We start from the raw sequence: 18,427 nt of genomic DNA on the forward strand, positions 1-18,427 counted from the left end.
CCACGCTAACTTTTTTGAGTACTTATGGGCAAATTGTATGAAACCGAATTTGCGAATTCTAATCGTCGATGATGAACGACCTGCGCGCGATAAGTTACGTCGGCTGGTCACCGCACATGTCAATGTTGCGTTTATCTCAGAAGCCCGTGATGGCCTGGAAGCGCTCAGTTTGGTCGAGCAAAATCAGTATGATGTGATTTTCTTAGACATACAGATGCCTGAAATGGATGGACTGAGTGTCGCTCAAAACTTGACTGAGCCTGCACCCCTAGTTGTATTTGTCACAGCTTACGATCAGTTTGCCTTGCAAGCTTTTGATGCAAATGCCATTGACTATTTACTCAAGCCGTATGACGAGGAACGCTTTTTGCGCGTTTTGCAAAAGCTGAATAAGTCTTTAGTTATCTCGGAAAAAAAAGCCGGTATTCAAGTCGAGCTAGCGCCTTTGATTATTCAGGACCGCGGGCATGTGCTGGTTCTGCCAATTTCCGATATTCATTGGGTCGAAGCTGCCGATAATTATGTGTTGCTGCATACGATAACGGCATCAACGATGTTACGCCAAACCTTAGCTGCAACGGCATTGCGTTTGGGGGCAGCATATTCACGTTGCCATCGCAGTTATCTGGTGCGGCGTGATCAAATTCTGCGCTTTGAAGCTAGCGGCAAAGGTGACGGAAATCTTTATTTGCGCAGTGGCGCGGTAGTCCCTTGCAGTCGTCAATATAGGGAAGAAATTTTGCAAGCTTTGTTACTTTGTTGAATCTGGTGCCACGTAGACATCAGGTCTGTGTTGATGTTGCCAAGAATAGGGTGAGCGCCGATTTGTATGTCAACACCCTCAAGTAAGTGAAACATCAGACATGAAATATATACATTTTGCATCCTGTTGACGTTATCATCACTCTTTTCTTTTTTGGATATGGGATTGAGTATGAGAATGAAGCACCTTATTCCTTTTTTGCTGTTAGTCGCAAGCCCAATTGCCAGTGCGCAGAAGCCTGCTCAGGCTGTGCCTATTGATGCCTTTGTAGAAGAACAAAAATTTAGCAACCCACGTTTATCCCCTGATGGCAAACATCTTGCCGTTAATGTGCGAATTCAGCGACGTGATCGTGTCGTCCCAACGATGACGATTTACGCGCTGCCTGATCTGAAAATTGTGAATACTTTCGTGATGCCAGGGTATGAAATTCCAGTCAATTTTCGATGGATAAAAAATGATAGGCTCGTCATTGAAAAAGGAATAGAAGTTGGCTACCGCGAGGCACCGCAAGCAACTGGTGAGGTGATTGCGGCGAATATAGACGGGAGCGAGATTGAGTATCTATACGGGTTTAATGGATCAACCCAATCAAAACGGGCATCACGATATCATGATGACTACGGATACGGATTGATTAGCCATATCCCAAGATCGATGGATGGGACAATACAAATTACGTCCAACGAGTGGAAAGTTGACCGAACCCAACTCTACGAAATCAATACCTATAATGTCATTCGAAAGACGATGGCCGATATCCCAATGCGCCGTTTGCATTTTGTGCATCAGTCTGACGGATTGCCACGATTTGCACTGGGTTGGAATCAAGATAATGAGAAAATTGTTCTTCGTAAGGATGACGTAAGTGGTCAATGGAAAAGCGTTGATAAAGACTCTTTGGCAATGCAACTTCATCCTTTAGGCTTTACGAACGACGATACTGCCTTCTTTGCCGAGTTTCATCAGAACGGCGGGCCCTCTGGTCTCTTGCGCGAAGATATGAAGACTGGACAACGAACCATTTTGGCTCAAGATAAACTTGCTGACATCGCGACGATAGAATATTCCTCAGTGCAGCATTTGCCTTTTGCGTACACCGTAGAAATGGGAATTCCAAAGGCGCGTTACATAGACGATTCATTGCCAGATGCGAAGTTACATCAATCCTTAAGCGCTTCATTTCCTGAGTCTTACGTACATTTCATCAATTTCACAAAGGATGGTCAAAAACTATTGTTTAGTGTAAGAGGCGATAGGGAACCAGGTTCCTACTACATTTTTGATAAATCGACCGGAAAGGCAGATTTGCTCTTAACAAACATGCCTGGAATATTGGCTGAGCAAATGGCCGAAAGGCGTGCAATTAAATTCAAAGCGCGTGATGGCTTGGAAATTGGTGGATTCTTGACTATTCCAAACAATCCACAAGGTGAAAAATTGCCATTGATCCTGCTTCCACACGGGGGGCCAATTGGTATCAATGATGATTGGTTTTTTGATGTTGATGCACAGTTCTTGGCTAGCCGTGGTTATGCAGTTTTGCAGGTCAACTATCGTGGATCAAGTGGACGCGGCCTAACATTCGAAAATGCAGGAGCGAAAGAATATGGCGGTAAGATGATCGACGATTTGATCGATGCACTAAAGTGGGGAAATCAGCATCCAGAAGTCGATTCTCAACGAGTCTGCGTGTATGGGGGTAGTTATGGTGCTTATGCTGCGATGATGATTTCTGCACGAGAATCAAAATTAGTGAAATGCGCTGTGGGCTATGCCGGCCTTTACGATCTAACAAGTTTGCATAAACGCGATGATATTCGGGTTGAAAAGCAAAAGACCAATTGGCTTAATAATATGATGGGAAGCGATCCCGTGAAACTGGCGGCAGAATCTCCTGTGAATTTGGTTGATAAAATCAAATTGCCTGTGTTTTTGATACACGGAACAAAAGATGAAACGACCGAATTAAATCAAGCCGAAAAAATGCGCGATGCGCTGATTAAAGTCGGCAACGCGCCTGAATGGATGCTGGTGAAAAACGAAGGACATGGATTTTACGACAGTCAACATCGTAAAGAATTCTATACGCGCTTAGAAGTATTTTTGAAAAAGCATTTATCTAAATAATTGCGCATTCAACATAATCGACTGTTCAAAATGATGAAGCATGACCAAACCTCAATTGGGCCATGCTTCATTCAAAGGGAGATAAGGTCACTCCGCTTTCTGATGACGAGCTGTAGGAATTATTTTGTATTTATAATCGGCTCTTTGCTTGGCACGCTAGAGGTAATGATTGAACGCACGCCCGTTTCAACCTCGACTTGTCGGCGTTCCATCCTTGCGAAATGTGCGCGCGCTAGATCGTCTTTCGCAGCGATAAGGCGACCTGCCTCTCTCTCAATCTCTAATTGCCAAATTTGATTTAGCTTGTCAAACTCTGTCAACATGTGCTGACTGTTTTGCATTGCTTGAGCGCCCATATCAAAATAGGTATTCTGCGCCAACTGTTTAGCTTGCTCAATTTCATCGGGTCGCATCAGGCGACGCAAATTGGAATTTAAGAAATCTTCGTTCGCTAGGCTTTGCTTGAGGCTTGCAACGTAGTTGTTATAGCAGCTCAAGTTAGCATTCAATTTGTTGACTAGATTTTTGTATTCTATCGAAGAAGGTCGCATGCTACTGAAAGTCGGGCGTGCGCAAACTTGCTCACCCCACTTTAATTTTCCGCCATCAAATTGTTGTGTATAAAACCGGATGTCCGCTTGATGCAAGGCGCGTTCTGCAAATAGCGCGGCATATTGTTGTGCCTTAGCGTGGCCCTGATTTGCCGCTTGCATTAACAATGCCACTGCTGCTTCTGGGTCAACACTGCTACCTTCACCACGCCACAACATGTCGCCCGCCATAAATTGTGCTTCCACATGACCTTGCTTAGCCAATTCGCGAAATAGAGACAGGGCTTCGACAAAATTCTTACTCGCATAGGCGGTTTGTGCTTGCTCGAATTCGTGAGCTTGCTGACGACTCGCTGGCATGCTGTCGGCTGAGGTTTTGCTAATATTCGTTTGATTTTTTTCCTGACGAACAGGGGATTCAACGGCGAACGTTTGAGTGTCCCTAGCGATGTCTGTTGGCGCAGTTTGTCTATCAGGAATCAGGACCGCGGGTTTCTTACTCGCGCTTGGCGTTTGTATTGTTGTCACAGTAGCGTCGACACTAGTATTGGTGCTACGGCTGTGCGCAAATCCTATGGTAGGCATGGCGTAACTGACGCCTGACAAGCTAGCGATTGTGATCAGGCCAAGCGCCAAGCTGCTAGCACTGTGTTTTCTTGAAAATTTCTTATTCATAATATCCTCATCTAAGATGAATTCAATACGTTGAAGTAGAGTGGTTTTTTTTGCCATAGGAATAGCAAATGGTGGATGCTTGCTGGCGACGGCCTTTTCCGCACAGCGCACAAGAGCTTGAGCAAAGGTGTCGACCCCATTTGCTCTGACTGCGACAGAATCGCAATCGATTTCTGCGAGCAGCATTAGTTGCTTGTCTGCTGCACGATTTAATACCTGAAAAAAGAAGGCAGATTTGATGAATTCTTGCGCGATACGCCAGGTGTTATCGCCTCTTACGATGTGCCGAATTTCGTGATGCAACATCGCATGGCACAGAGATTGATTAGCTTGTTCTAAAGCCCATGCAGGTAAGCAGATCATGCCATTTGGGCAGACGAAGGGGCTGTTAAAAATCGTACTGACACGAAGACGTTGTAAGTGATTCGACTTAGGTAGTTCCTTCACCAGCAAGTCTATGAGATCTTTGCGAGTAACGAGATGCATTGCATTTGCTAGACGATTGAGCTGGTGGACGCCGAGCATTATTTTCGCCAAGACGACGACGCAATAGCCAAGCCAAATAGAAATGGTGGCGCTGATAAGCCTCTCAATGTGCGCAGGTAAACGTAGGACTGTGTTATCCGATAGTGTGTCGGGTTGTGTACCCAATTGGCTATTGACATGCGAATTTAGTGCAAACTGATTTTCCGTCTTGTTGCGTACAGGACTTGCTAATGCTGATGAATGGAATTGTGCATTCGTCGGTACTTGTTTTTCTACTTCCTCAGCAAGATGTGGTTTGCTGGTAGCGATGTTTTGAGAAGGAGCGTGTAATAAGTCTTTGTTGCCCACCGTTTGCACATGCAGTTGCCATCCAAGTTGCAAGCTCGCGGTAATAATGCCGCCAAATAACGCCAAGCGCCAAACTAGTTCTGCCAATCGTCTTTGTTGAAGCACCCCACAAAATTGTGCAAGGCTCGCGAAGCCAAGCAAGATGCTGCTATGCACGACATAATTGAATAACCAGCTCAATATCGGCGAAGTGAGCGTGTTGAGGTTATCCATGCTTTTTTCCTTGCTTAGAATGGGCGAGTAGACGTTGGCGAATTTGTTCTAAATCTTCTTCTTTGATTTCTTCTTCGCTAACGAGATGCGAGAGTAGTGCGCGTGCGTTTCCCATGAAAACGGAAGAGAGTAATTCTGCAACCATGGATTTTTGAATCTCGGCTTCAGAATAGGTCGCGCGGTAGATTAATTGCCGCCCGTCTTTCGTCGTCGTCACGAGACCGCGTTTTTCTAACCTACTGAGCATGGTTGCAATCGTGGTATGTGCGAGGGGACGAGTTCGGCGCAAAGCTTCAACTACATCACTGACGCTGGAATCGGGTTGGCTCCACAGTACGCGCATTAAGGCTAATTGCGGTTCGCTCAGGGAAACGTGTTTGCTATCTTCTTCCATGCGAAATATCTCTCAGTAAATTTTTCTATGTATTTTCTGTTGCGAGGAATGTCCTCAAGAGCTTCAACTACTTATGTAGTTCTACAACTGTAGTTTATTCGATTTTGGAAGTCAACATAAATATTTGCATTTATTTTATATGTGTTTTTTTATGCAATTTTATGTTGTTGGTCGCGCAGCTCAAGTTGGGTATCAGTTTTCATGATGCCCCTATGATTATTCCGTATTTTTCAAACATCGAAACTCTCACTACACTGTGAACACAGCAGATTTCAAAGGAAGTCGAGAAAGCGCTGCAGCGAATGGGTGTGGTCTCCATCCCGGAATTTCGAAAGCTTTCTTTGATGTCTCCGATTCAGATTTGCTTGAAACCATGCAAAGTTTTAAAACCTGATTTTCAGGCGCTTATCAATGGGATTGAGGCGCGGATAATTAGGTTTTAAGAAACTTTCAGAGAGAAAGTGGTCGTTTTCACTGCTCTTTTCTTGGGTTTCAGGCCTGAATTGAATTAAAATGGCTGCCATCTCAGCCGATGCAACTAGAACTTATGGCGATTACCTTCCCATAAGCTCAGAACAGACTTGTGTCTTACCGGACGCAGCCCAAGTTCTTTGCACACAAAAATCACAAATTTTTTGGAGCTCTACCATGTCATCCGACACAGCAATGAAATCTGCTGGTCTGGTGGAAGCGTCTTCGCTTTCGTCCGCCTCAGCATCTGAAACAAATTCAGCAACATCCTCCGACGTCACCAATTCAGCGCCGCATTTGGCTCCCGTCACGCTCGACGACAAATACACATCGAACACCGGCACCATTTTCTTATCAGGCATTCAGGCATTAGTGCGCTTGCCGATGATACAAAGACAGCGTGATCTCGCCGCTGGCTTGAATACTGCCGGGTTTGTTTCAGGATATCGCGGCTCACCGCTCGGAGGTTTGGATGAAACTTTGTGGAAAACCAAAAAGCTTTTAGAACAAAATCACATCAAGTTTGTACCTGGCGTCAATGAAGATCTCGCTGCGACGGCAGTTTGGGGCACGCAAACCGTCGATCTGATCGGCCCTGCTAAATACGACGGCGTGTTCGGTTTGTGGTACGGCAAAGGCCCAGGCGTTGATCGCAGTGCCGACGTCTTCAAACACATGAATCATGCGGGGACATCGAAACATGGTGGCGTGATCTTGGTCGCAGGTGATGATCATGGCGCTTACTCCTCGACTTTGCCGCATCAGTCCGATCATATTTTTTCCGCTTGTATGATCCCTATGCTGTATCCAGCCAATGTGCAGGAATACCTAGACCTGGGTTTGCATGCGTGGGCAATGTCGCGCTTCTCTGGTTGCGCTGTCGGGTTCAAAGCCTTGGCGGATACGGTTGAATCTACTTCCTCTGTCGATGCTGATCCCTTCCGTTTGAAAATCACCATCCCAGAAGATTTTGTGATGCCAGAAGGCGGTTTGAATACACGATTGTCGCTCGACACTTTGGGTATACAAGCGCGTAAGCAAGAAGCCTTGATGCAAGACTACAAGATCTATGCGGCTCTGGCGTATGCCCGTGCGAATAAACTCAATCATGTAACGATAGATAGCCCGCATGCCAAGCTCGGCATCGTCGCTTCTGGTAAGTCTTATCTCGATGTCTTAGAGGCATTTGAAAATCTCGGCATTGATGAACAAATGGCGGCTGACATTGGTATTCGTCTCTACAAAGTGTCTATGCCTTGGCCTTTGGAACCAGATGGTGTGCGTGAATTTGCGCAAGGGCTCGACGAAATCTTGGTAGTTGAAGAAAAGCGCCAAATGGTCGAGTATCAACTCAAAGAACAACTCTACAACTGGCGCGACGATGTGCGTCCACGCGTGATTGGTAAGTTTGACGAAAAAGGCGAATGGGTTGCACCGCGTGGTGAATGGTTGTTGACCTCAAAAGCTGATTTCTCAGTGTCACAAATCGCTCGCGTGATTACCCAACGTATTGCGCGCTTCCACACTAGCGACTTGATCAAAGAACGCATGGCATTCTTGGAAGCTAAAGACGAAGTTTTAAATAAACAGGTGAACACGCCAGCTCGTCCCGCATACTATTGCTCAGGTTGCCCGCACAATACTTCAACCAAAGTACCAGAAGGCAGTTTGGCTTTGGCGGGTATTGGCTGCCACGTGATGGCGACAGCGATCTATCCAGAGTTCAATAAACTGACAACGCACATGGGTGGCGAAGGTGCACCATGGATAGGTCAGGCAGCATTCTCGACTTTGCCACACGTGTTCCAAAATCTGGGTGATGGGACTTACTTCCATTCTGGTTATTTAGCGATTCGCGCTGCAGTGGCTGCCAAGGTCAATATCACTTACAAGATTTTGTATAACGATGCAGTAGCGATGACTGGTGGTCAGCCGGTTGATGGCACCATCAGTGTACAAATGATGGCGCAGCAAATGGCAGCCGAAGGCGTGAAACGCATTGCCTTGGTGACTGAAGATTTAGCACGTTACACAGATCGTAGTGGATTACCATCCATCATCACTTTGCATGACCGCAAAGATATGGACGCTGTACAACGTGAATTGCGCGAGATCGAAGGCGCGAGTGTCTTGATCTACGATCAAACCTGCGCAGCGGAAAAACGTCGCCGTCGCAAAAAAGGCCAATTTCCTGATCCGAATCAACGCATGTTCATTAACGAAGCGGTGTGCGAAGGCTGTGGCGATTGCGGAGTGCAATCGAACTGTACGTCCATCATGCCAGTGGAAACCGAATTTGGTCGCAAGCGTGCGATCGATCAGTCTTCCTGCAACAAAGATTATTCTTGCGTCAAAGGTTTCTGCCCAAGCTTTGTCACGGTCGAAGGCGGTAAGTTAGTGAAGTCAAAAACGGGTGTAGCGAAGACCGATGACTTCGGTGATTTGCCCTTGCCAGCCTTGCCTAGCTGCGATACCTCCTACAATATTTTGTTGAATGGTATTGGCGGCACGGGCGTGATTACGGTTGGTGCTTTGCTCGGTATGGCCGCTCACCTTGAAGGTAAAGTTGCCTCGGTGTTGGATATGACCGGTATGTCGCAGAAGAACGGTTCGGTGACATCGCATATTCGTATCGTTGAAAAAGTCAGCAAACTGCGCGCGCAACGTATCCCAACTGGTGAAGCAGATCTGATTTTGGGTTGCGATATTTTGACGGCAGGCCAGCATGATGCGATCTCCAAAATGCGTGCAGGCCGCACCCGTGCGGTGATCAATACACATGAGCAACCAACCGGACCATTCGCCAAAAATCCTGATTGGCAGTTCCCATTAGAATCGACTGAGCGTTTGATCTCGGATTCAGTTGGCGGCAATGTTGATTTCGTCAACGCCACAAAACTCGCGACCGCTTTGATGGGTGATTCGATTGCCACCAATTTGTTCATCCTAGGTTTTGCCTTCCAAAAAGGCGCGATTCCATTATCAGAAGCGGCATTGTTACGTGCGATTGAATTGAATGGTGTTGCAATCGACGCCAACAAAAAAGCTTTCTTGTGGGGCCGTAGAGCGGCAGTTGATCTGGCACGCGTTGAGAAAACCGCGATCCCAGGGCAACCTGTCGTGATTCAAATGCCACAAAGCTTAGACAGCATTATCAAACGTCGCGTCGCCGAGCTGACAGCGTACCAAGATGCCGCTTACGCTGCACATTACGAAGAACTCGTTAGCAAAGTGCGCGCAGCCGAAGAGAAGCTTGGTAAAGGTAATAAATTGGCGACAGCCGTAGCAAAGTATGCCTACAAGTTGATGGCGTACAAAGACGAATACGAAGTCGCGCGCTTATACACCAATGGTGAATTCACAGAGAAGTTGAAGCAACAATTTGAAGGTGATTTCTCAGTCAAATTCAACTTGGCGCCACCTCTGTTTTCTAAGAAAGATGGTCAAGGCCATTTGATCAAAGCGCAATATGGTTCATGGATGTGGCAAGCGTTTAAGCTACTTGCGAAACTGAAGGGTTTGCGTGGCACGAAGTTGGACGTCTTTGGTTACACCGAAGAACGTCAAAAAGAACGCGCTTTGATGACTGATTATCGCGATACGATCTTGTCTTTGCTGACGAAACTGAACCCTGACAATGTCGATCAAATCATCGCGATAGCGAGCTTGCCAGAAAAAATCCGTGGCTTCGGTCATGTGAAGGAAAAGGCAATGCAGGCTTATCAAGTTGAAAAAGCGGCTTTGATGAATGCGCCTAGTAAGCAGAGAGCAGCTTGATTTTCCAGTCCCCTCTCCCGCAAGCGGGAGAGGGCTAGGGTGAGGGTGGTTCAGGACTTGTAGAGTTGAAGTAGATAAGTTAGTGGTTGCTACAGTCTTCCATTTCTTTTATCTGCATCTGAACGTCCCTCATCCCCCAACCCTTCTCCCGCTTGCGGGAGAAGGGAGTGAAAACCAACACAAAACCACAATTAATAAGTGACGTGAACGTAAACGTAAATCGAAACGTCATATAATCGAAACCATCGAAAAAAGACGCCCAAACCATGCCACAAGCATCTAAGGAATAAAAATGACTGATCTATCCATCGCCGAGAAGTTAACCGAATACAAACCAGCCAACAAAGTCCGCTTCGTGACTGCCGCATCCCTGTTCGACGGCCACGATGCCTCGATCAATATCATGCGCCGCATCTTGATGGCGAATGGCGCCGAAGTGATTCATCTCGGCCATAACCGCTCAGTAGAAGAAATCGTCACCGCAGCATTGCAAGAAGACGCACAAGGTATCGCGATTTCCAGCTATCAAGGTGGACACGTCGAGTACTTCAAATACATGATCGACTTGCTTAAGCAACGTGGCGGTGAACATATCAAAGTATTCGGTGGTGGCGGTGGTGTGATCGTGCCGGAAGAAATCGCGGATTTGCATGCCTATGGTGTGACACGTATTTTCAGTCCAGAAGATGGTCAGCGCATGGGTTTGGTCGGCATGATTCTGGCCATGATTAAGGCTTGCGACATCGATCTCTCACCTTTTGCACCAACCAGCTTAGATGTCTTGCAACAAGGCGAACTCGCCGATAAACATCGTCCATTAGCGCAACTGATTACCGCACTAGAAAACGATAAAGTGGACGCAGCTTTGCGCGCGTCCATTATCGAATCCGCAAAAGCCATCAAGACGCCCGCCTTTGGTATCACAGGTACTGGCGGTGCAGGTAAATCTTCTTTAACTGATGAATTGATTCGCCGTATTCGCCTCGATCAAGATGATGAACTCAATATCGCTTTGATCTCTATCGATCCATCACGCCGTAAATCCGGCGGTGCTTTACTGGGCGACCGTATTCGTATGAATGCGATCAATCCATGGAAAGGCAAAGTCAAAGTTTTCATGCGTTCCTTAGCAACGCGTGAAGCAGGATCAGAAATTTCTCCAGCTTTGCCCGATGTCATCGCTGCCTGCAAAGTGGCAGGTTTTGATTTGGTCATCGTCGAAACATCCGGTATCGGTCAAGGCGATGCCGCCATCGTGCCGCACGTGGATTTATCGATGTACGTGATGACACCAGAATTCGGTGCAGCGTCTCAATTAGAAAAAATCGACATGCTCGATTTCGCTGATTTTGTAGCGATTAACAAGTTCGACCGCAAAGGCGCACAAGACGCGCAACGTGATGTGGCGAAACAATACCAACGCAACCGCGAAATGTGGACCAAGAAGCCGGATGAAATGCCAGTCTATGGAACACAAGCTTCACGCTTTAATGATGACGGCGTGACCGCTTTGTACCAAGGTATTTTGCCTGAATTGGTCGCACGTGGACTCAAAGCTAAACCAAGTAAATTGGCAGTCGTTGCTTCCAAGATTTCTAGCGCGAAAAACGTCATCGTTCCACCAGCACGTACGCGTTACTTAGCAGAGATCGCCGACAGCGTTCGTGCTTACCACAAGCACACGCACAAACAAGTTGGCATCGCACGTGAACGGCAACAACTGCAAGCAACTAAGCAGATGTTGACTGTCGCAGGCAAGACCGCGGATTTCGATGACTTAATTACAGAACGAGACAACAAACTCGACGCAGAATCTAAAAAACTCATCACCATGTGGCCAGACATGCAGAAGGCTTATGCTGGTGATGAATACGTCGTCAAAATTCGTGACAAAGAAATTCGTACACGGCTCACGCAAAAATCTTTGTCTGGCACCACGATTCGTAAAGTCGCATTGCCACGTTTTGAAGATCATGGCGAAATTTTGCGCTGGCTAATGTTAGAAAACGTCCCAGGCTCTTTCCCATTCACTGCGGGTGTATTTGCGTTTAAACGCGAAGGTGAAGATCCAACGCGTATGTTCGCCGGTGAAGGCGATCCTTACCGCACTAACCGTCGTTTCAAACTCGTATCACAAGGCATGGAAGCGAAACGTTTGTCGACCGCGTTTGACTCCGTGACTTTGTATGGCGCAGACCCAGCGATCCGCCCAGACATCTACGGCAAGATCGGTAACTCAGGTGTATCAGTCGCGACCTTGGAAGACATGAAAGTCCTCTACGATGGTTTCGATCTGTGCGATCCAGCGACTTCTGTTTCTATGACCATCAACGGTCCAGCACCAACGATTTTGGCCTTCTTCATGAACACTGCGATTGATCAGCAAATGGAAAAATTCCGCGTTGATAACAAGCGCGAACCAACTGCTGATGAAGCTGCGAAGATTCGCGCATGGGTCTTGATGAATGTCCGTGGTACGGTGCAAGCCGATATTCTGAAAGAAGATCAAGGTCAAAATACCTGCATCTTCTCGACCGAGTTCTCACTCAAAGTGATGGGCGATATTCAAGAGTATTTCGTGCATCACCAAGTGCGTAATTTCTACTCCGTCTCGATCTCTGGTTACCATATTGCCGAAGCCGGTGCGAATCCGATTTCACAATTGGCCTTTACTTTGTCGAACGGTTTCACTTTCGTCGAAGCCTACCTCGCACGCGGCATGCACATCGATGATTTCGCGGCGAACTTGTCCTTCTTCTTCAGTAACGGCATGGACCCAGAGTACACGGTCTTGGGCCGCGTTGCTCGTCGTATTTGGGCGGTGGCGATGCGCGACAAATACGGCGCGAATGATCGTAGTCAGAAGTTGAAATACCATATTCAAACTTCAGGCCGCAGCTTGCATGCACAAGAAATCGACTTCAACGATATCCGTACGACATTGCAAGCCTTGATCGCGATCTACGACAACTGCAATAGCTTGCACACCAATGCTTACGACGAAGCGATCACGACACCAACCGACGAATCCGTACGTCGCGCCTTGGCAATTCAATTGATCATCAACCGCGAATGGGGCTTAGCGAAAAACGAAAACCCAATTCAAGGTAGCTTCATCATCGAAGAACTCACCGACCTCGTCGAAGAAGCGGTCTTGCAAGAATTCGAACGCATCGCAGAACGCGGTGGCGTTTTAGGTGCGATGGAAACCGGCTACCAACGCGGCAAGATTCAAGAAGAATCCATGCACTACGAACACCTGAAACACGACGGCACTTTACCTATCATTGGCGTCAACACTTTCCGCAATCCAAAAGGAAGCGAAGCGCCACAGAAGATAGAATTGGCACGCTCAACAGAGGAAGAAAAACAATCGCAACTCACGCGTTTGGCGGATTTCCACCAACGTCATGCAGATGTCGCTCCACAAGCACTGGCAGCCTTGCAACAAGCGGCGATCAATAATGAAAACGTGTTTGCGAAGTTGATGGAGGCTGCACGGGTTTGTTCTTTGGGGCAGATTACTACTGCTTTGTTTGAGGTGGGGGGGCAGTATCGTCGCAACATGTAAATGACACGCCGTTAAATTCAATTGGCGGGCACAGCGCGTTGTTGCTTGTCCTCGCAATACTTCAGTATTGCTGCGGGAAGCGCCTAGCTCTGTATCCCGCTAATTGAATTTTCCAGCATGTCATGGCGCTAGTGGATAAACGTAATATCGACATATTGCTCTGTCGTGCGCCTTGTACTGCATCCCGTGAATTGAATTTCTTGGCGTGCCAAGGTATGTGAGTGGCTCGTGTAGGGCGGGTGCAACCCGCGCTGTAAATCACTTCAACGATTCATCGGTCAAATATTCTTTTAAGTATCAAATCACCATCGCGGCATTTTGAGAATTTTGGCGGCGCGGGTTGCACCCGCCCTACGATTTTTCGTCGTGATTTTCACTTTATTTCGTTCGTGATTGGCTGGCGATTTTCATTTTCCCCCAATCGCTTCTTATGTCTCGCTATCGACGCGCTAACATCAACGGTGCCACGTATTTCTTCACGGTGGTAACCTAGCGTCGGCAAAGAATATTGACGAACGAGGATGTACGTGAAGCCATGCGTGCTGCGATTATTAAGGTGCGCGCATCACATCCGTTTGAGATTGACGCTTGGGTTTTGCTCCCTGATCATTTACATTGCATTTGGACTTTGCCTGAAGGCGACGCGGATTTTTCTATGCGTTGGCGTTTGATTAAACGTGAAGTCACGGTGGCGATGATCCAAGCCTCAAGGTTTGCTCAAGAACTCGTAGGTACGATTAGCGCAGCGTAATCGTACACATGCCTTGATTGAACGTGGTAAGCCGCATTGAGCTGCCATGAGGCGATTGAAAATTTCGTTAATTAAAATTACGCGTGACTTCAATTTTCCATTTTATCTATGCCGTCCATTCGGCGTAATACGTTTCACTATTACGCCCTACATAACCGCTCGCCATTGATTTGCCTTCCGGATAATGCTTGGAGTATCATAGACTTCTGCAATTATGAGGACAGGTAATCATGAGCACATCACTCATCACCCACACCGACATTCAAACGCCGTCAATTTCCAAGACCGATCAAAAACGTCTCGAGCGCTTAGCCGCGAGCGCGGGTCGCACACCACAAGCAATGTTGCGTTTTGTTTTGCGTGATGGATTTGCCTCCTGTGAAGAAGATGTGGCTGAAAGTTTGCGAGCGGATCGAGAATTTCAGCAAGGTGCTAGTGCTAGACATGCGAGCGTTATGCAAGCAGCGAAGAAACGTTTTAAAACCGCATAAATAGTGGCTGACTCAGTGCATTCACTTGCTGTTGTTTGGAGTGCGAGTGCGCAGAAAGCGTTCTTTGCGACCTTGGAGAAAATTGAAAACGAAGATCCAGGGACAGCGCGTCTAGTTATCCAGCGGGTTGACAAATCCATCACCTTAATTGCAGCACAGCCCAATATTGGCACTTTCACCGCGATGACTGGCGTTCGCCGTTATGCAATTCCCAATACTGGACACACGATCAATTACCGCGTTGCACATGGTGAGCTAAGAATTTTGCGCTGGTACAGGCAGCGCCAACATATCAAGTAAAGTGTCTACGATCCCCCCTGTTTTTCGCACGTCTCCTAAGCTGTCAAATCCTTGTCTCCAAACTGTCTTCGCGCGGTAAGGCGCAATGCATTGCGCCCTACGATATCGATTTACATTCTCCGCAATGCTTCATTAAGAAACGGAATCATCCGCGCACTATAAGCGTCCGCTGCATCCCTATAAGCAAAGGTATGGTCAACACCTGGCAAGATCATCAGTTCTGTCTTCGCCGCAGCACCAAAAGCGCGTTGCAGACGTTCACTGAAATGTGGTGGCGTATAAATATCGGCGTCACCGTGAATCAGTAGCACCGAGGGATTGCCTTTGGCCAGTGCTGCTTGACGTTCTGGTCTGAGCCATTTAGGGCGGGTGCAACCCGCGCTGTAAATCGATCTCAACAATTTATCCTTCAAATATTTTATCTCGCATCACATTATCATCACCGCATCTTGAAATAATCTACAGGCTAAATTAATAGTCTTTTATGGTAATCATTCTGTGTTTCTTGAATCCTCATGTAGTATATTTGCAATCTTTAATTTGAGCGCAATGGAGAATAAATAATGGAGCAAAATCAAAACCCGTATTCAGCGTCGTCAACTGAAATGCAATTGATAGAAGAGATTCCGACAGGTACGCTTAATTTGGCGAGTAATGGCAGGCGCTTTGGTACTTTGATTGTCGACTATATCGGTTACATCTTGTTGGCATTTGTGATCGGAATTTTAGTGGCTTTGATTTTTGGCGAAGCGGGCGTTCAGGCATTGGAAAAAATTCCTGACCTTGTTCTCGGCGTGCCTATTCTTTTTCTTTATTATGTATTCTTTGAAAGTTTGTGGGGCAGAACGCCTGGTAAGTTGTTGTTTGGTACCCGCGTGATAAATGAGGATGGTGGGCGTGTTAGCTTTGCTCAAGTGCTTGGCCGAACTGCATGTCGTTTCATTCCTTTTGAAGCTTTTTCTTTCATAATGGGCGAACAAGGTTGGCATGACAAAATTCCAGGTACGAAGGTCGTTATGCACGCTAAACCCTACTTGTAAGCTTGTCGTTTCTCTATCCAAAAGCCATGCAGGGCGAGTGCAAGCTGTGCGGTAAGTTATCTTAGGGATTTGCCGTCGAATTTTTTCTGGCATCAGATATCCATCTCGGCATTTTGAAAATCCTGTCGGCGCAGATTGCACCTGCAGCACGAATTATTGTCTTGTGAATCCACTCATGACTCACATGAATGTTGTGACATAAAAATGGTGAGCTCAACATCGCTCACCATTTTATTTTTTAGAACAACGTCTTACACTTTCACACTACTCGCGACCTTTGGTTCAACTAGCGGTTCAATTACCTTCGTTGCCCCCGCTAAATTTTGGCTCACCAAATTCGCTAACAAGACATTGACCAAAGAGCCCGATCCTTCCGCACCATTGCCACCGGCAATGATCTGCGGTACCAATGGAATCTTGGCTTCTGCTAAAGCTCTGCCGACTTCGATCAGCGCGTAATTGCTTTGCCCTACCGCCGTGGTTTTGCGTTGTATGACTTCGGCTTCGGCGGTACCGACCGCCAAAGTGTTTTCCGCTTTGGCTTTGCCGACTACGCTAAACACTTGCGCATCGGCTTCGGCGTTGACGATTTTGGAGCGCGCGTCACCTTCCGCATTTAACACGCGAGCGTTCTTATCGCCTTCGGCCTTTTTTACCATTGCACTTGCGGCAAACTGTGAGATCTCGACTTCACGTTCGGCGGCTACGACTTTGGATTGGGTGTCTGCAATCGCCTGCGCCTGGGCTAATTCTTTGCGGGCGACTTGTGCCAACTGCTGCGTTTTGAAAGTCACTTGTTCTTGCTCGGCGATTTTTCTATCGGTCAGAGTTTTCATCAAAGCATCTGGTGGCGAGATGTCACCGATTAGGGTATCGACCGCCATCACATTGTATTCAAGCAGCGCTTCAGCGATGCGATTCTTGGCATCGGATTGGCGTTGTGCGCGACCCTTTAAGAAGTCGATCACGTCTGATCCTTGCGCGGTATTGCGGAAGTAATTGCCTATGGTCGGTTCCAAGACTTGCGTCACCAGATTCGCGACATTGCCGAAGCGCGCGATGACCTTCGGTGCATCGGTGCGCGGGATATGAATGATCTGCGATACATCCAGGTTGAACGTAAAACCGTCCGAGCTACGTACTGTAATCGTCGACAAATTCTTATCCAAATTATGTGCTTCGGTTTTACCTGTTGCCCAATTCAACACGACGTTGGCGGTCGGTACACATTCAACCTTGTGAGTATAAGGATTGATAGGATATTTACCCGGATCGAGTGGCTCTACCCACACGCCTTTTTGGCTTTTTCTAACCAGATTGCCGTGTTTGAAACTGTCACCTGTGACATCTTCACCTTCGCCTCCAACATAGGCGATGACGACACCCGCGTTGGCGATAGGTACTTTCGTCATTTCAACGATTTCCACGGTCGCGAACATAGGATTGATAAAGTAACGACCGGCAAGAATGACTTGTTCTTGTAAGCCTTTGTAGCCACCTGCATCGATAAACGCTTGTCCGTGCTGGTACATATTGTGATTCGCGATTTCCTTGCCGGCGATTTCGCCGGTATTCAGTGGTGCACCTTCTTTGGTGGTGACTACGCCGACCATATTGTCTGGAATGTCGATGACATTCACAGCTTTCACGCTAAATAAGCGTGGATTGATACGATACTGACCATTCGGCACGACCGAAATTTGCGGGCCACGTTCGCCGCCGCCTTTTAAGAAAGCCTGGGCATCTTGGAACATATTCGATTCAACATGACGTGCCAATACGCGACCGTTTGGAATCGGGAATCCACCATGGGCTTCGACGATGCCGATTTGATTTTTTTCGATAGAGGTAACGGGTTCTTTGCTCACACGAAAGAGCAAAGTATTGACACGGTATGAACCTTCAGGCATGACCAAACCTTGCGGACCACGCTGACCACCACCTGTTAAAAAGGCGCGTGCATCCTGGTACATATCGCAATCGACGTGCTGGCCTATGATGTCGCCGTCGTTCAAAGGATTGCCGTCGCGTGACTCCACCACACCGATAAAATTCTCAGGAATGATGGTCAGTTCCGCATTCACCACCGTGTATTGCCATGGCCATAAAGCATAGTGCACCCCGGATGCTAAAGTGTCGACCTGATCACCCGCTTCGCCGTTTAATGCCACGATTTTGCCGGGTGGCAGATCTTTGTGCTCGCCCCATAAAACGAATTTCTTCGTCACCAGCCCTATCATATTGTCGGGGATGATGATGACCCCAAAAAACCAAAGCACGCGCCGCCATGCCAGCACGAGTAACACCAACACCACTACCCATGAGTACGACCAAGGTAAGGCACCCACATTCTCAAAACCATTCATTTTATACTCCCTCATTTGGATGTTAACGAAACCGCCCTTCGCAATATCCGGCTCAACATCGATGATCTTATTGTCGTTTGTTGACCGAACTGCTGCGGTT

Annotated in this window: 12 protein-coding genes; 8 read left to right on the forward strand and 4 right to left on the reverse strand. The window is 47.3% G+C overall.

Annotated elements, in window-relative coordinates:
- Window positions 1-37 precede the first annotated feature (37 nt).
- On the forward strand, window positions 38-763 hold the full coding sequence (locus AC1RR2_RS02475) for a LytR/AlgR family response regulator transcription factor (RefSeq protein ID WP_493220726.1): 726 nt from the start codon (window positions 38-40) through the stop codon (window positions 761-763).
- 171 nt (window positions 764-934) lie between these two features.
- Entirely contained in the window at window positions 935-2,893 is a 1,959-nt protein-coding gene (locus AC1RR2_RS02480) for an alpha/beta hydrolase family protein (protein ID WP_493220727.1), read from the forward strand.
- Between the two features lie 119 nt (window positions 2,894-3,012).
- Here the strand turns inward: AC1RR2_RS02480 and AC1RR2_RS02485 are convergent, their stop codons facing one another.
- Together AC1RR2_RS02485 and AC1RR2_RS02490 are read right to left on the reverse strand one after the other, a co-directional pair.
- Complete coding sequence (locus AC1RR2_RS02485; RefSeq protein WP_493220728.1) at window positions 3,013-5,166, reverse strand: M56 family metallopeptidase; 2,154 nt, start codon at window positions 5,164-5,166, stop codon at window positions 3,013-3,015.
- Window positions 5,159-5,560, reverse strand: coding sequence for a BlaI/MecI/CopY family transcriptional regulator (locus tag AC1RR2_RS02490; RefSeq protein ID WP_493220729.1), 402 nt, complete (start codon window positions 5,558-5,560; stop codon window positions 5,159-5,161). The genes AC1RR2_RS02485 and AC1RR2_RS02490 overlap by 8 nt, the downstream gene beginning before the upstream one ends.
- Window positions 5,561-6,208: 648 nt before the next feature.
- On the opposite strand from AC1RR2_RS02490, the gene AC1RR2_RS02495 reads away from it, so the two are divergent.
- The 5 genes from AC1RR2_RS02495 to AC1RR2_RS02515 all read left to right on the forward strand — a co-directional run bounded on the left by AC1RR2_RS02495 (window position 6,209) and on the right by AC1RR2_RS02515 (window position 14,921).
- Window positions 6,209-9,808, forward strand: a complete 3,600-nt coding sequence (locus tag AC1RR2_RS02495) for an indolepyruvate ferredoxin oxidoreductase family protein (protein ID WP_493220730.1) — start codon at window positions 6,209-6,211, stop codon at window positions 9,806-9,808.
- A 292-nt stretch (window positions 9,809-10,100) separates the two neighbouring features.
- On the forward strand, window positions 10,101-13,379 hold the full coding sequence (icmF, locus tag AC1RR2_RS02500) for a fused isobutyryl-CoA mutase/GTPase IcmF (protein ID WP_493220731.1): 3,279 nt from the start codon (window positions 10,101-10,103) through the stop codon (window positions 13,377-13,379).
- Between the two features lie 508 nt (window positions 13,380-13,887).
- Window positions 13,888-14,130: a transposase gene (locus AC1RR2_RS02505; protein WP_493220732.1), complete on the forward strand. Its 243-nt coding sequence runs from the start codon at window positions 13,888-13,890 to the stop codon at window positions 14,128-14,130.
- A 230-nt stretch (window positions 14,131-14,360) separates the two neighbouring features.
- Window positions 14,361-14,621: a hypothetical protein gene (locus AC1RR2_RS02510; RefSeq protein WP_493220733.1), complete on the forward strand. Its 261-nt coding sequence runs from the start codon at window positions 14,361-14,363 to the stop codon at window positions 14,619-14,621.
- A gap of 3 nt (window positions 14,622-14,624) precedes the next feature.
- Window positions 14,625-14,921: a type II toxin-antitoxin system RelE/ParE family toxin gene (locus AC1RR2_RS02515; protein ID WP_493220734.1), complete on the forward strand. Its 297-nt coding sequence runs from the start codon at window positions 14,625-14,627 to the stop codon at window positions 14,919-14,921.
- A gap of 110 nt (window positions 14,922-15,031) precedes the next feature.
- Here the strand turns inward: AC1RR2_RS02515 and AC1RR2_RS02520 are convergent, their stop codons facing one another.
- Entirely contained in the window at window positions 15,032-15,319 is a 288-nt protein-coding gene (locus AC1RR2_RS02520) for an alpha/beta hydrolase (RefSeq protein ID WP_493220735.1), read from the reverse strand.
- A gap of 165 nt (window positions 15,320-15,484) precedes the next feature.
- Between AC1RR2_RS02520 and AC1RR2_RS02525 the strand changes: the two genes are divergently transcribed.
- Window positions 15,485-15,961: an RDD family protein gene (locus AC1RR2_RS02525; protein ID WP_493220736.1), complete on the forward strand. Its 477-nt coding sequence runs from the start codon at window positions 15,485-15,487 to the stop codon at window positions 15,959-15,961.
- A 251-nt stretch (window positions 15,962-16,212) separates the two neighbouring features.
- Here the strand turns inward: AC1RR2_RS02525 and AC1RR2_RS02530 are convergent, their stop codons facing one another.
- Entirely contained in the window at window positions 16,213-18,327 is a 2,115-nt protein-coding gene (locus AC1RR2_RS02530) for an SPFH domain-containing protein (RefSeq protein WP_493220737.1), read from the reverse strand.
- Between the last annotated feature and the right edge of the window lie 100 nt (window positions 18,328-18,427).

The organism is Undibacterium sp. GW821-FHT11H02, assembly GCF_058808015.1.

Excerpts from the sequence above, each read along its gene's own strand:
- AC1RR2_RS02475 (WP_493220726.1), top strand. The coding sequence starts at position 38 with ATGAAACCGAATTTGCGAATTCTAATCGTCGATGATGAACGACCTGCG.
- AC1RR2_RS02480 (WP_493220727.1), top strand. The coding sequence starts at position 935 with ATGAGAATGAAGCACCTTATTCCTTTTTTGCTGTTAGTCGCAAGCCCA.
- AC1RR2_RS02485 (WP_493220728.1), bottom strand. The coding sequence starts at position 5,166 with ATGGATAACCTCAACACGCTCACTTCGCCGATATTGAGCTGGTTATTC.
- AC1RR2_RS02490 (WP_493220729.1), bottom strand. The coding sequence starts at position 5,560 with ATGGAAGAAGATAGCAAACACGTTTCCCTGAGCGAACCGCAATTAGCC.
- AC1RR2_RS02495 (WP_493220730.1), top strand. The coding sequence starts at position 6,209 with ATGTCATCCGACACAGCAATGAAATCTGCTGGTCTGGTGGAAGCGTCT.
- icmF (WP_493220731.1), top strand. The coding sequence starts at position 10,101 with ATGACTGATCTATCCATCGCCGAGAAGTTAACCGAATACAAACCAGCC.
- AC1RR2_RS02510 (WP_493220733.1), top strand. The coding sequence starts at position 14,361 with ATGAGCACATCACTCATCACCCACACCGACATTCAAACGCCGTCAATT.
- AC1RR2_RS02525 (WP_493220736.1), top strand. The coding sequence starts at position 15,485 with ATGGAGCAAAATCAAAACCCGTATTCAGCGTCGTCAACTGAAATGCAA.
- AC1RR2_RS02530 (WP_493220737.1), bottom strand. The coding sequence starts at position 18,327 with ATGAATGGTTTTGAGAATGTGGGTGCCTTACCTTGGTCGTACTCATGG.